Annotated in this window: 15 protein-coding genes and 1 pseudogene; 12 read left to right on the plus strand and 4 right to left on the minus strand. The window is 52.5% G+C overall.

Translation table 11 applies throughout. The features are described from left to right. The first annotated feature begins 3 nt into the window (after positions 1-3). The 5 genes and pseudogenes from AC3WRW_RS14960 to AC3WRW_RS14980 all read left to right on the plus strand — a co-directional run bounded on the left by AC3WRW_RS14960 (position 4) and on the right by AC3WRW_RS14980 (position 2,147). Positions 4-459: a hypothetical protein gene (locus AC3WRW_RS14960; RefSeq protein ID WP_492547105.1), complete on the plus strand. Its 456-nt coding sequence runs from the start codon at positions 4-6 to the stop codon at positions 457-459. Positions 460-583: 124 nt separating this feature from the next. Next, positions 584-790, plus strand: a pseudogene (locus tag AC3WRW_RS14965) (YiaA/YiaB family inner membrane protein); the annotation flags it as partial. 42 nt (positions 791-832) lie between these two features. Beyond that, positions 833-1,036 carry a YiaA/YiaB family inner membrane protein gene (locus AC3WRW_RS14970; RefSeq protein ID WP_492547124.1) on the plus strand — a complete coding sequence of 68 codons (204 nt, stop codon included), beginning with the start codon at positions 833-835 and terminating at the stop codon, positions 1,034-1,036. 92 nt (positions 1,037-1,128) lie between these two features. Further along, the gene (locus AC3WRW_RS14975; RefSeq protein WP_492547106.1) at positions 1,129-1,635 is read left to right on the plus strand and encodes a CBO0543 family protein; all 507 of its coding nucleotides are present in this window, start codon (positions 1,129-1,131) and stop codon (positions 1,633-1,635) included. Positions 1,636-1,652: 17 nt separating this feature from the next. After that, positions 1,653-2,147, plus strand: a complete 495-nt coding sequence (locus AC3WRW_RS14980; protein ID WP_492547107.1) for a CBO0543 family protein — start codon at positions 1,653-1,655, stop codon at positions 2,145-2,147. Positions 2,148-2,198: 51 nt separating this feature from the next. On the opposite strand, the gene xylA is transcribed toward AC3WRW_RS14980, so the two are convergent. Then, positions 2,199-3,518, minus strand: coding sequence for a xylose isomerase (xylA, locus tag AC3WRW_RS14985; RefSeq protein WP_492547108.1), 1,320 nt, complete (start codon positions 3,516-3,518; stop codon positions 2,199-2,201). Between the two features lie 185 nt (positions 3,519-3,703). On the opposite strand from xylA, the gene AC3WRW_RS14990 reads away from it, so the two are divergent. The 3 genes from AC3WRW_RS14990 to AC3WRW_RS15000 all read left to right on the plus strand — a co-directional run bounded on the left by AC3WRW_RS14990 (position 3,704) and on the right by AC3WRW_RS15000 (position 6,111). Next, positions 3,704-4,879 (plus strand): ROK family protein, encoded by a 1,176-nt coding sequence (locus AC3WRW_RS14990; RefSeq protein ID WP_492547109.1) that lies wholly within the window; start codon positions 3,704-3,706, stop codon positions 4,877-4,879. A gap of 132 nt (positions 4,880-5,011) precedes the next feature. Then, a complete protein-coding gene (locus AC3WRW_RS14995; protein WP_492547110.1) occupies positions 5,012-5,512 on the plus strand; it encodes a hypothetical protein in 501 nt (166 codons plus the stop codon). Between the two features lie 56 nt (positions 5,513-5,568). After that, on the plus strand, positions 5,569-6,111 hold the full coding sequence (locus tag AC3WRW_RS15000) for a Crp/Fnr family transcriptional regulator (RefSeq protein WP_492547111.1): 543 nt from the start codon (positions 5,569-5,571) through the stop codon (positions 6,109-6,111). Here the strand turns inward: AC3WRW_RS15000 and hmpA are convergent. Further along, entirely contained in the window at positions 6,078-7,292 is a 1,215-nt protein-coding gene (hmpA, locus tag AC3WRW_RS15005; protein WP_492547112.1) for an NO-inducible flavohemoprotein, read from the minus strand. The genes AC3WRW_RS15000 and hmpA overlap by 34 nt on opposite strands. 281 nt (positions 7,293-7,573) lie before the next feature. Continuing rightward, positions 7,574-7,912 (minus strand): hypothetical protein, encoded by a 339-nt coding sequence (locus AC3WRW_RS15010; RefSeq protein WP_492547113.1) that lies wholly within the window; start codon positions 7,910-7,912, stop codon positions 7,574-7,576. Between the two features lie 3 nt (positions 7,913-7,915). On the opposite strand from AC3WRW_RS15010, the gene AC3WRW_RS15015 reads away from it, so the two are divergent. Next, positions 7,916-9,442, plus strand: coding sequence for a dihydroorotate dehydrogenase (locus AC3WRW_RS15015; protein ID WP_492547114.1), 1,527 nt, complete (start codon positions 7,916-7,918; stop codon positions 9,440-9,442). A 21-nt stretch (positions 9,443-9,463) separates the two neighbouring features. Further along, positions 9,464-10,207, plus strand: a complete 744-nt coding sequence (locus AC3WRW_RS15020) for a metallophosphoesterase family protein (RefSeq protein WP_492547115.1) — start codon at positions 9,464-9,466, stop codon at positions 10,205-10,207. Positions 10,208-10,269: 62 nt separating this feature from the next. On the opposite strand, the gene AC3WRW_RS15025 is transcribed toward AC3WRW_RS15020, so the two are convergent. Beyond that, the gene (locus AC3WRW_RS15025; RefSeq protein WP_492547116.1) at positions 10,270-10,905 is read right to left on the minus strand and encodes an FMN-dependent NADH-azoreductase; all 636 of its coding nucleotides are present in this window, start codon (positions 10,903-10,905) and stop codon (positions 10,270-10,272) included. A 268-nt stretch (positions 10,906-11,173) separates the two neighbouring features. On the opposite strand from AC3WRW_RS15025, the gene AC3WRW_RS15030 reads away from it, so the two are divergent. Further along, positions 11,174-12,208 carry an agmatine deiminase family protein gene (locus tag AC3WRW_RS15030; RefSeq protein WP_492547117.1) on the plus strand — a complete coding sequence of 345 codons (1,035 nt, stop codon included), beginning with the start codon at positions 11,174-11,176 and terminating at the stop codon, positions 12,206-12,208. Positions 12,209-12,214: 6 nt separating this feature from the next. After that, positions 12,215-13,090 (plus strand): N-carbamoylputrescine amidase, encoded by an 876-nt coding sequence (aguB, locus tag AC3WRW_RS15035; protein WP_492547118.1) that lies wholly within the window; start codon positions 12,215-12,217, stop codon positions 13,088-13,090. Positions 13,091-13,364: the final 274 nt, after the last annotated feature.

Below are 13,364 nucleotides of genomic sequence, written 5' to 3' on the forward strand. Positions count from 1 at the left end.
GCCATGCATGTCATAGCGTCATTTGAACACTCCATCTATTTGGAGCTGGCGATTACCGCTATCGAAGAGGCGGGTATACAGAAGGAGAATATATATGCGGTTCCGTTGCTGGAGCGGCCAGGTAAACCTAAGATGTTCGACAGTATCCACGGCTCGGATGGCATTAGTTTGTTCGATACCGGCACCGCCTTGGCCACGGCGTTCACGGTCATTGGCTCGACATACGGCTTTGTGTTAAAAGGCGGGGCCATCCTTTGGGGGCTGATTGGCGCAGCTGTGGGGTTTACGCTCGGGGTCCTTATTGATATGTGGCATAAAAAGAAGAAAGGCGAAAAATCGGCTGCTCCGGGCAAAAAAACGGAGGTGGTCGTCCTCGTCAATTGCACCAAGGAGGAGGCCAAGCACATTCAAACGACCTTCTGGGAGCATATGGCGCTAGGTGTGGCTGTTTGCGATTGAGTCATAGGCAGATCGAAGGGTACTATTGGTAAATAGTACTATTTGGAATGATTCCATTCTCCTATAATAAGTATCAAGAGCTAGCTACTACACGGTTGCAGCAGCAGCCAAGGAGGATTTACAAATGATACTCAATAATCGGAGACGGAACACATCGGCTTTTACTTTTATGGCATGGGCATCCTTTATCGGCGCTTTCCTAGCCATGTTCATAGGCATTTATACATTAGAAGAATCGCTGAGCGTAAAAGGTTATTTCGCCGTATGCGCCTTATTTCTGACAATGTCGGCGTTTGTGCTGCAAAAGGTCATTCGCGATAATTTAGAGGACGGCTACGATTCCCGTAAACGAAACACATCGGCCTTTACGTTTCTGGCATGGAGTTCTTTCGCGCTTGCGCTGCTGGGCATGTTCATCGGCATTATTAATCTCGAACAATTGCTTTCCGTAAAAGGGTATTACGCCGTTACAGCGTTATTTCTCACCATGTCCTCTTTCGTGCTCCAAAAGACCGTGCGTGACAATAACGATGTTGCACCGCTGCAACCAGCAGAGAAAAATGTCGAAGAGCTGTAAGTCAGAGCTCTTCTTTTTTTGTTTCGGGGATAAATGGAAGCAATTCGGGCATATTGGGAATTAGGACATTTAGGGCAGAAGGGCTGATAACCATGACAGTGGAACGAGTGATTTTGATCATGATCTGGGTGCTTTGCATCCTCCTCATTCCGGTCATGATACCGAAGCATCGGGCTCGGGAAGCTGTGCTGTTATTCCTGTCGACGCAAATGGTAACTTGGAGCATGAGCTTGCTGTTGGTCGAGTGGCAGGCTATTGAGAATCCGATCCGTGAATTTCCTGCGGCCTCCGGAAACAACTTCACGAATAACTATATATTTTTTCCGCTGGTCTCGACGCTGTTTGCGCTGCACTATCCAAGTCACAAACGAGTTGCGGGAAGGTTTTTTTATCACGTTCGCACCGTCTTGCTGCTGGGCATTTACTTAAAGCTGATTTCCAGCTATACGGAGCTTCTGGATTATCTTCATTTCGATATCTACCTTCACATGCTGCTCTTATGGATTGTTTTAAATGCGATAAGGAAATATGCGTCATGGTTTTTTCAACGGGAGATACGGAAGGAAGATATAGAAGGAAGGGCAGAACGGCGGTTATGAATGTTAAGGCGGACCATATGATTATCTTAGCCGTGTGGGTAATTTCCGTCATCGGAATGCTCCTCGTGCCAAAACGCGACCGACGTAAAGCGCAGGTTGCTTTTTTGTTTCAACAGTTTTTGAGCTGGATTCTGGGGCTAATCGTTGTGCAGAACGACTGGCTGGATTATCCGGTAAGGGAGCTGCAGCGCAATTACTCGAGCTTGACATTTGAATTTATCGGGTACCCGGTCATTGCCGTTTATTTGAATATGTACTATCCGAAGGTAAAAAAGGGCTGGAGGCGCTTCCTCTTCGTACTGGCATTTCCCGCAGCCATCACGCTGATTGAAGTGTTGCTCGAGCGGCATACCGAACTGATTGAATACCGCGTTTGGAGCTGGTACTGGACGTTTGTCAGCACATGGGCGACTTTGCAGCTTTCTCTTGCGTTTAACCGGTGGTTTTTCCGGGGGGACGGTGGGGTCTCTCGGCCGGAAGACGAAAAAGACTGTCCCTCAGGTCATATCTGACCTTTTGAGACAGTCTCATGCTGCGTCCCGTTAGCGGGAGTATAAAGGCAATTAAGAGTTAATCAGGTATTGATTCACTGTAGCCTTAATCAATTCCAAACGGCCGGATTGGTTCACGATGTTGTGGCTGTTTTCCAGGGCATAAGCTTCAAGCGTTCTGAAGTTTGCTTTGCCGGACACGATATCCGCGCCGATGCCGGATTTGAAGGAAGCGTAGCGCGTATCGAGAATATTGTCGAACACGCGGTCTTCGATCAGTTTGGCAGCGACTTGCAAGCCGCGCGCAAAGGAGTCCATCCCAGCGATGTGGGCGTACACCACGTCAATCGGCTCGAAGGACGTGCGGCGGACTTTGGCGTCGAAGTTCACGCCGCCGCTGCCGATTCCGCCTTCATTAAGCAGAATTTCGTACATCGCAAGCGTCGTCGAGTACAGGTCCGTAGGGAACTCGTCGGTATCCCAGCCGAGCAGCAGATCGCCTTGGTTCGCATCGATGGAACCAAGAACGCCGTTGATGCGGGCTACGCGAAGCTCGTGCTCGAACGTATGGCCGGCAAGCGTAGCGTGGTTAGCTTCCAGGTTTAATTTGAAATACGGAAGCAGATCATATTTTTGCAAGAAAGAAAGCGTCGTTGCCGCATCGAAGTCGTATTGGTGTTTGGACGGCTCTTTCGGCTTAGGCTCGATCAGGAATTGACCGGTGTAGCCGATTTCTTTGGCATAATCAACCGCCATGTGCAGGAAGCGGGCAAGGTTGTCGAGCTCCAGGCCAAGGTCGGTGTTCAACAGCGTCTCATAACCCTCGCGACCGCCCCAGAAAACGTAGTTTTCAGAGCCGAGTTCCTTCGCATGATCCAACGCTTTTTTCACTTGCGCAGCCGCATAAGCAAAAACGTCGGCGTTATTCGTCGTAGCAGCTCCGTGTACGAAACGCGGGTTCGTGAACATGTTTGCCGTGTTCCACAGCAATTTTTTACCGGTAGCTTGCATTTTTTCTTTGATCAGGGCAACGATCTCGTCCAGGTATTGGTTCGTTTCCTGTAATGTGCTGCCTTCCGGCGCAATGTCGCGGTCATGGAAGGCAAAGTAGTCGACATCGAGAATGTGCAGAAGCTCGAAGCAAGCGTCAACGCGCGCTTTAGCCAGCTCAAGTCCGGAATATTGATCCCAAGCGCGAATGGCCGTGCCGCTGCCGAACGGGTCGGAGCCGTTAGCGGAGAAAGAGTGCCAGTAAGCGATTGCAAAACGCATATGCTCGCGCATTGTTTTGCCTAAAATCACTTGGTCAGGGTTATAAAATTTAAAAGACAGCGGGTTCGTCGATGTGCGGCCTTCGTACTTGATTTGTTGGATGTTCTCAAAGTAGCTCATGAATTCAGCCTCCAAAAATGGAATAATAAATGCTTATGCAGTCATCATAACATCATTCATAAAGTTTGTAAATTCATTAAACAAACTTAGTTAGTGCGTGACGGAGCCTTTCGTGTTAAAATCAGTTCAATCACTTACAAAGATAGTAGAAAAGACAAGCTGTAGGAGCGGTGTGGGGGCTAGATATGAAGCAAACAGGCGATTTGAATTTAGTGAAAAAAATAAATAAATCCATCGTGCTCCACCATATTCGCACAGATTCGCCCATCTCCCGCGCGCGGATCGCGGAGATTACAGGGCTCACGAAAGCGACGGTATCCAGCCTTGTGAACGAGCTGATCGAAAGCAGCCTGGTCGATGAAATCGGTGCCGGCGAGTCCAGCGGCGGACGGAAGCCGATGATGCTCCTCTTCAACGGGACGGCGGGATACGCCATCGGTGTGGATCTGGGCGTTCATGATATCCTCGCTGTTTTGACAGACCTGACCGGTAAGGTTATCAGCGAAAAAAGAGCTCTGCATGACAACGCATCCGTTGAAACGGTCATTGAGCTCTTGAAAAAGACGATCCGCGAGCTGATCGGCAGCGCGCCGGAAAGCGCCTATGGGGTCATCGGCATTGGCATCGGTGTGCCTGGCATATGCGATGAGGACGGCAATCTGCTGTTTGCGCCGAATTTAGGTTGGGAGAATGTGCCGCTGCAGAAGCACATCGAAGATACGTTTCATATTCCCGTCGTCATCGACAATGAAGCTAACGCCGGAGCCGTTGGGGAGAAGCAGTTCGGCGCCGGGAAAGACACGGCTAATCTGGTGTATGTCTCTATCGGGATTGGGATCGGCGCGGGCATCATTATCAAAGGCGAGCTGTACCGCGGCGCGACCGGGTTCTCCGGCGAAATCGGGCATATTTCGATTCAGCATGACGGACCCAAATGCCGCTGCGGCAGCTTAGGCTGCTGGGAGCTGTATGCCTCCGAGCATGCGCTGCTGGAGCAAGCCCGTCAACAACTGGGCGAACCAGCACAGCTTGAAACGCTGCTTAGCAAGGCGGAAGCCGGAGACAAGACGGTGATCGCTCTTTTCGAGCGGCTGGGGTATTACCTGGGCGTGGGCGTCATCAACATCATCAACAGCTATAACCCCGAATTCATCATTCTCGGAGGCCGGCTGGCGGGTGCCGAGAAATGGCTGATGAAGCCGCTGCTGAACCTGTTGGAGAAGCGTTCTCTGCCGCATCCGCGAAAGCTGCTGAACGTGGAGTTCTCCCGGCTTAGCGACCGTTCGACCGTGCTCGGCGCGGCATCCTTTGCGGTGGCGAAGTTTTTTGCCTCGACGACCGTATCCGTGGACCGGAATTAACCGAAACGAACGTATTTTAGAAGAATATTGGAATTGACCATCCTCGCCGATCTTAGGTAAAATAAGAAAAGCTTAGCAGCAGGCTCAGGCTTGCTGCTTGTTGTTACTTACAATAAAGGACGGAAACTTGCGATGCTTCTGCGTTCAATCATCATTTGCTGCTACTTAATGGGAGCTTACTGGGCTTCTTATCATTTTCCATCGCTGAAGATGGTTTTTTATCCGACACTCGGTGCTTTCAGCTTTCTGTTCATGCATCGCGTGGATCAAATTAAAGATGTCGGCCGAATTACATTAGGCGCGATCGTTGCTGTAACGATCGGGAGTGTGATGTACAGTGTGAGTCACGGCGCGGTTTCTTTTTTCCTTACGGCCATTGTCACGATTTCTCTCATACAACTTCTCAAATGGAATGCAGCTCCGATTTTGGCGGTGTCGTTCGTTCCTTTTTTTGCGCATCCGACCTCGATTTGGGCTCTGCCATCTGCCGTTCTGGTTTCCCTGCTTGGTCTGATGGTATCCGTGTGGCTCATTGGGAAGGTGGAGCAAATGCCGGTTGTCTCCAAATGGTCGGAGGCCTTCGCGCTGCTCCGCAGCAAAGTGACGCCAACGTCTGTCAAAAAAGAACTGTAAAAAAAGCGATCAGCATAGTAAACTGCTGTCGCTTTTTCTTGTAAAGGAGGTTGAATATGAGGCTGCACAAAGGAGAGACGTTGTTCCGCCAAGGGGAATCAGGAGGCCTGTTCCGGCTCCAAAGCGGACTGCTCAAAATTGTCCGTGTCCACGAAGACGGCCATGCCACGCTCGTTAACATTATTGTGCCGGAAGAGACGATCCCGCATCATTCTTTGATCAGCCCCAAGCCCTACTATGGGACCGCAATTGCGCTCGTGGCTTGCGAAATTGAGATCATTCAGGCGGATGGGTGGTACCGCCAACTTGAGAGCAATCCTGAGCAATTCCGCATGATCGCCCAGCAGCTGCAGGATAAGCTTAGGATGATGCAGCAGCGCATCGATCAATTGACCGAAGTGACGCCTGCGATGAAGCTTAGGAAGCTGGAGCAGTGGGTACACAGCTATTTGGGCACCACCGTTTTGACCGATGTGTTAACGCAGGAAGAAATCGGCCAATTGATCGGGCTGCGCCGGGAGACCGTGAACCGCCTGTTGCGGGAGCAAGCCGCGAACTCCCCAAATCATAAACTGCCGGCAGGGCCGAAAAACTCATAATGCCGATCCTCTTCAGGAACTCCCCATTCGCGAAGCGCACTGTTTACAGTCTTCATGAAAGGAACGGGACCGCAGAAATAGAAGCTGGCCGATGGCGCAGGCACCACGCTTTGGAGCCAATCCAGACTCACATAGCCTTCTCTATGAAAAGCATTCTCTGCCCGGTCCGAAGCTGTCGGTTGATCGTAGCACCAATAAACGCTCACTGCCGGATACTGCAAGGCCAGCTCCTCAATGTGCCGCTTGAAGGCATGATGCCGGCTATTCTGAGCGGCATGGATGAACGTCACTGGGCGCTTCGGATTGGTGGCTGCCAACGTATACAGCATGCTAACCATCGGGGTCAATCCGACACCGCCGCTAATAAGAACGACAGGCCGGTTATCCTGCTGGTCCAGCGTGAAATCTCCGGCTGGCGCAGATAGCAGCAGCACGTCGCCCTCCGTTGTCTGCTCATGCAGAAACACCGAAACCTTGCCGGCGGGGCGGTCCGCTGCCACATCCTCCCGTTTTACAGAAATCCGGTAATGAGGCTTTCCTGGTCGGTCCGATAGACTGTACTGCCGAATATGCGTATGCTCGTCGCCGGGGATCTCGACTTTGACACTGACATACTGCCCTGGTTCAAATGCAGCGAGTGGAGCGCCATCCTCAGGCATAAGATAGAACGAGGTAATCACATCGCTTTCTTTCACTTTCCGTACGATGCGAAAACGTTTGAAATCCGCCCAACCGCCCTTCTGAGCTTCCGCCTGATGATACATATCCGCTTCAACTCCGATAAAAGCATCGGCGATGATGCCGTAGGCTTCGGCCCATGCTTGCAAAATATCCGGTGCAGCCGCATCACCAAGCACATCTTGTATGGCGGCGAGCAAATGCTGTCCGACGATTGGGTAATGCTCCGGCTTCACACCCAGGCTGCGATGCTTGTGCGCAATCTGCTTCACAACCGGCAAGATCGCTTCGAGCCTGTCGATATGCAGCGCAGCTGCATAAACGGCGTTGGCTAAAGCTGTTTGCTGCTTGCCTTGTTTTTGATTCGCATGGTTGAATATGTTCAGCAGTTCCGGGTGCGAGGTGAACAGCATGTCATAGAAGCGTTTCGTAATGGTTGTGCCATGTATCTCTAACACGGGAACCGTGGATTTAATGATGTCGATCGAACGTTGACTTAGCATGGGGACTCGCCTCATTTCAGAAAGTTTTGATGGGGATGAGGTAAGTATAGTAAAAGGCAGGGTGGCGAGGTGTGATTGTAATCACACGAAAAGACAACAATCTGTGTCTGTATGCACGTTCAGCCTTTCGCGATATACTAGAATGAAGAAAATTCCATATCCTTATAAGAGAATGGAGCGCTTCGATGCCTGACTGGTCTTATCATGCGATATTCAAACCGTTGTTGTTTCGTCTGCCGGCCAAGCTGGCAAGGAATCTCACTTTAAAGGCGATGGGCGGCTTAAGCCGTATGCCGGGCGGAACCTTCGTGATCAAAACGATGGGCCATTTCGAGCAGTCGCCCGTGCTCCGAGACGAAATCGCCGGCGTGCCGATCCCGTGCCCCGTCGGCTTGAGCGGCGCGCTCGATCCTCACGGCACAGCGCACAAAGCGCTCGCGCAGCTCGGGATCGGCTTCATCGAGCTCGGCCCCGTCACCGTGCGCGAGGTGCGCAGCGACGAGGCCATCGTGCGCGTCCCCGGGCAGGAAGCCATCGTGTACGCCGATGGCTATGCGAACGACGGCGCGGACCGCGTCGCCGCGCGCCTGCGCAAGGGCACGGGGCATCGCCTGCCGCACTTCGTGCGGCTGCGGCCGATGCCGGGCAGCTCGCCGCGCGAGGCGCTGCTTCAGCAGCAGGAGTTGCTGGAGAAGCTGGCGCCGTACGCGGCTGGCTTCTACATCGATGGCCTCGCCGAAGGCTGGCCACCGGACGAGACCTTGGCGTACCTCCGCGAGGTACGCCAGTTGGCAGCAGCAGCGGGCAAGCCGGCGCTGCTGTATGTGCCGCCGCAGCTGCCCGAAGGCATGCTGCGGGAGCTTGCCGCCCAGCTGCCGGGCTGGGGCGGGGTCGCCGTCGGCGAAGCGCTGCGCGAGGAGGGCAGCCGCCGCATCCGCGTTGGCGGGAGCGACGTCCTCAGCGCGCAGCTGAGCCTGATTCGCCGGCTCCGCTCGGCAGGGGCGGGCACGATCGTTGCGGCTGGCGCAGTCAGCCAGCCGCAGGACGCTCTGGAGCTGCTCACGGCTGGCGCGAATAGCGTGCAGCTGCACAGCGGGCTGGTATATGCCGGCCCCGGGCTGCCTAAACGAATCAACGAAGCGATCCTGTATGAACGCATTCATAAGACAGAAGAGCCCCGGCCGCCGTCTTTTTGGGCGAATTGGGGCTGGATGAATCTGCTTGGCCTCAGCATGATGATTGGCGGTGTGCTGGCATGGCTGATCGCCTCCACCAGCGTACTTTTACCTTACGATGAAACCTTTCTTGGCGTGAGCCGAAGTGTCATAAATCGATTTAACGGGCATATTATACATTTCATGTCCCATGACCGTATCACCTTAGCGGGGACGATGATTTCAATCGGCATTTTTTATAGTCAGCTTGCCAGGCACGGCCTGCGTTTTGGCTTGCACTGGGCGCGCACTGCGCTTATGGCTTCGTGTACGGTCGGCTTCAGCAGCTTTTTTCTGTATCTCGGCTACGGTTATTTTGACCCGCTGCATGCTGCTGCGGCCGCAGTGCTCCTTCCGATGCTGCTGCTCACGCTGCGCGGTTTGAAGGACTCCCCCTCGCGCAAGCCGCCAGGCGTGCGAAATGACAAGGTCTGGCGCCGGGCCCAATGGGGGCAATGCTGCTTCGTTGTGCTTGGATTCGGCCTGGCGGCAGGAGGGCTGACGATCGCTTTCGTCGGAATTACGAGCGTGTTCGTGCCGACCGACTTAGCCTATCTCGGGGTGAGCGCCGGGCAGCTTGCCGAGTGGAACGAGCGCCTGATTCCGCTAATCGCGCACGACAGGGCGGGCTTCGGCGGGGCCTTGTTTTCGCTGGCGGTCGCTATCACAGGTTCAGCGCTTTGGGGAGTGAACCAAGGCGAAAGCTGGCTGTGGTGGACGTTTCTGTGGGGCGGGATACCGGGCTTCGCTGCCGGATTGCTGGTTCATTTTCATATCGGTTATACGGATTTTATTCATTTGCTTCCTGTTTATATAGCTGTACTGCTGTACGCGGCTGGTCTGTACCTGATGCATCCTTTCCTGGTTCGGGGGGCAGGCAAGGGGACGGAAACAGATGCAGCGACAGCGGCCACGGCAACGACGGAACCAATTTAACCTAAAGGCGGGTGCGGCTAGATGGAGAAAATAGCCCTTATTTCAGATATCCATGGCAATATGCCTGCATACGAAGCGGTGATGAACGATATTCAGGAGCGGAAAGTAACGCAAATGATTTGTCTCGGAGACCTCGTCGGCAAGGGCCCCCACTCCGAGCAGATCGTGGACCGCGTGCGGGCAACCTGCGATACGGTTATTCGAGGAAATTGGGACGATTTCATCGGGAACAAAACGACAGACCCGGTTTTGCTTTGGCAGCAGGAACGGTTGGGGAAAGAGCGGATGGCGTATTTGAAAGGGCTGCCGTTTTGCTGCGAGTTTTGGATGAGCGGCAAGTTCGTAAGGTTGTTTCACGCTTCGCCGCGAAGCGTGTACGAGCGCATTCAGCCGTGGGATTCCATGGAGAGCAGGCTCTCGATGTTCGACTCCTCTGAAGCTTGCGGGGCGCAGCGGGAAGCGGATGTGGCGGGCTATGCCGATGTTCACAATGCTTTCCTGCAAATTCTCAAGGGACGGATGCTGTTCAATACGGGGAGCGTCGGCAATCCGCTGGATATGACGCAAGCTTCCTATGTGCTGTTGGAAGGGCATTATGCCAGCGAGCAGCCGGGTACGTTCAATCTCCAGCATGTGAGAGTTCCCTATGACATCGAGCTTGCTGTCCAGCATGCCAAAGATGAGCAGATGCCTGACGCGGAGGCTTATATTTTGGAGCTGCGGTCGGGGCAGTACCGGGGGCGGAAGAAAACAAGCGGAGGTTAGACCGCTTTGCGTTTTGCTAGATAACTGCACAAAAAAGGAGCCTCCTAGGCTCCTTTTTTGTGTTAGAAGCTTTTTGCCAGCGCTTGCGCCCGGGAGATCGCTTCTTCTTTGATTTGCTGCGCCTTGTCAGGGAACTGGTTATGTCCTTCCACAAAAATCCCCTGGAAATCGGTAATTCCGAAGAATCCCATAATAATGCTTAAATAGCGATGCCCCATTTCCATAGCTGCTGCGGGGCCTTCCGAATAGATGCCGCCCCGGGCTTGGATATGCAGCGCTTTTTTGCCGGGAAGTAAGCCGACAGGGCCGTTTTCCGTGTATTTGAACGTTTTCCCGGCTGTACACAGCGAATCGATATAAGCTTTCATAATAGGAGGAAAAGAGAAATTCCACATCGGTGTGACAAAAACATACTTATCCGCCGCAACAAACTGATCCGTTAATTCGCCGAGCCGGGCTACTTTGGACTGTTCGTCTTTGCTGAGCGAGGAAAAATCCTGACCGCCCCGTAATTTCCCCCATCCGCTAAAAACATCGGCATCGATGTGCGGGACCGAAATGCTATACAAGTCGACGGGGATGACTTCATCGTTAGGATTGGCTTCCCGGTAAGCATCGATAAAAGCTTTCCCTACAGCCATGCTGTAGGATGTTTGATGATCGTGAGGGTGCGCGGTAATGTGTAAAATAGTTGCCAAGTTCGTCCATCCTCCCTAATGTGTGCTGCGCTTTTCAAGCCTTTTTAATGTTCATAGAACGGGAGCAAACTATACGAAGCGAATTATGGATGGATTTTTGCCGAACCTTGGAAGGACCTTGCCAAAATATCGTTGCTAAAATTGTAAAGCTCTGTGCATTGAGCGCAGGCTCCTTTTGGTATATGATGAAAGACGGTGCATTTTGCCCTTGAAATCGTATATTCAGGATCTACCCAATAAATTTATATAAAGTGAGATGGATGAAAAGATGAAACCTAAGGATTTACTCTATAAAATGCCGGCAGAATGGACGACGCATGAACGTACTTTCATTTCCTGGCCTGTACAAGCCTCCATGGTATACCCGGAAGATCATGCCGTTGTAACAAAAGGCTATGCGGATCTGGCCAAGGCCATCGCCGAGTTCGAGCCTGTCACTGTGATCGTCAATCCTACGGATGCCGAGCAAGTAAAAGCGATGTTTACAGAGTCTAACGTAGACTTCTTGACGATTGAGCATAATGACGCTTGGTTCCGCGATAACGGCCCAACCTTTTTGCTGAATGAGCAGCAGGAGCTTGCCGCGGTGAATTGGAAATTCAATGCATGGGGCGGCAAATATGCGCCTTGGGATTTGGATGACAACGTAGCTCCGCAAATTTTGGAGCATCACGGCGTGAAGCGTTTTGACGCTCCGCTTGTTATGGAAGGCGGCTCCATCCACGTCGATGGGGAAGGCACGCTTTTGACAACAGAGGAATGCTTGCTTAATACGAACCGAAACCCGGAGTTAAGCCGCTCGGAAATCGAAGAGCTCGTGAAAAATTTCGTGAACGTCGAGAAAATCATTTGGCTGAACAAAGGGCTCGACGGCGATGAAACGGACGGCCATGTCGATAACATCGCCTGCTTCGCTGCTCCAGGCAAAATTATTTTGCAAGTATGCAACGACCCATCGGACGCGAACTATGCCATCACACAGGAAAATCTGGAGATTCTGCGCAATGCGACAGATGCCAAAGGGCGTTCCTTCGAGATTATCCAAATCGAACAGCCTCCGATCACGTTTTTTGAGGAGCAGCGTTTGACTTTGAGCTATTTGAATTTTTATTTCGTTAACGGCGGCATTATTTTGCCGGTGTTCGGCGGGACTGCGGAAGAAACGGATCGCAAAGCGGAAGAGGTGCTGAGCGCGGCGTTCCCGGATCGCAGAATCCGCAAAATCAACGGAATGTCCATTATCAAAGAGGGCGGCAACGTCCACTGCACAACGCAGCAAATGCCTGCCGGCAAGAAAGGGTGATTGATCGTGAGAAACGTAAAAGTAGCAGCAACGCAAATGAGCTGTTCCGATAACATTGAAGAAAACATTCGCAAAGCCGAGGCCCTGGTTCGTCAGGCGGCAGCGAAGGGTGCGCAAATTATTTTGATTCAGGAACTTTTTGAGACGCCTTACTTCTGCCAAAAAGAAAAGTCCGACTACTACCGCTACGCCACGGAGCTGGAGCACAACAAAGCGGTCAATCATTTCCGTGAAATTGCCAAAGAGCTTCAAGTTGTATTGCCGATTTCTTTTTATGAGAAAAAGAATTATGCACGCTACAACTCGCTGGCTGTGATTGACGCCGATGGCCAAGTGCTTGGCACTTACCGCAAAAGCCATATCCCGGACGGTCCGGGGTATGAGGAGAAGTTTTATTTTAACCCTGGGGATACCGGCTTCAAAGTGTGGAAAACCCGCTACGCCAAAATCGGCGTCGGCGTTTGTTGGGACCAGTGGTACCCGGAAGCTGCGCGCGTAATGGCGTTGATGGGCGCTGAGCTGCTGTTCTATCCGACCGCAATCGGCTCCGAGCCGCAGGACGGTTCCATCGATTCGAAGGATCACTGGCAAATGTGTATGCGCGGACACGCCGCGTCGAACCTGATGCCGGTTATTGCATCGAATCGCATCGGCAAAGAAGTAGACGAGGATTCCAGCATCGACTTCTACGGATCTTCCTTCATTGCAGGCCCGCAGGGCAATATGATCGAAGAAGCAGGCCGCACGGAAGAAACCGTGCTCGTCGCTGAATTCGACTTGGATCAGCTGGAAGTTCAGCGGATCGAGTGGGGAATTTTCCGCGACCGCCGTCCGGATTTGTACAAAAAAATTGCTACTTATGATGGAGATCAAGTGCTGTAATTCATGATTGGCTCTCGATCCCATATCAGGTGTAAATTTAACCATCATAGGGCTGCTCCTTAGGGGCAGCCTGTTTGGTGTTGTTGCTGTTGTTACCGCACCACAACCACGCCAACTCCCCAGATTACCCTGAATTACTCTAACTCCCTAGCTCTCCCCAATTGTCTATTTTACTCATCACCCTGACCACCCGACCATTCGGCTACCCGAACAGCCCCAACAGCCTCAACACCGCCAACACCGCCAACACCCCAACACCCCAACACCCCAACAC

This window comes from Paenibacillus sp. FW126-R14, assembly GCF_058789495.1.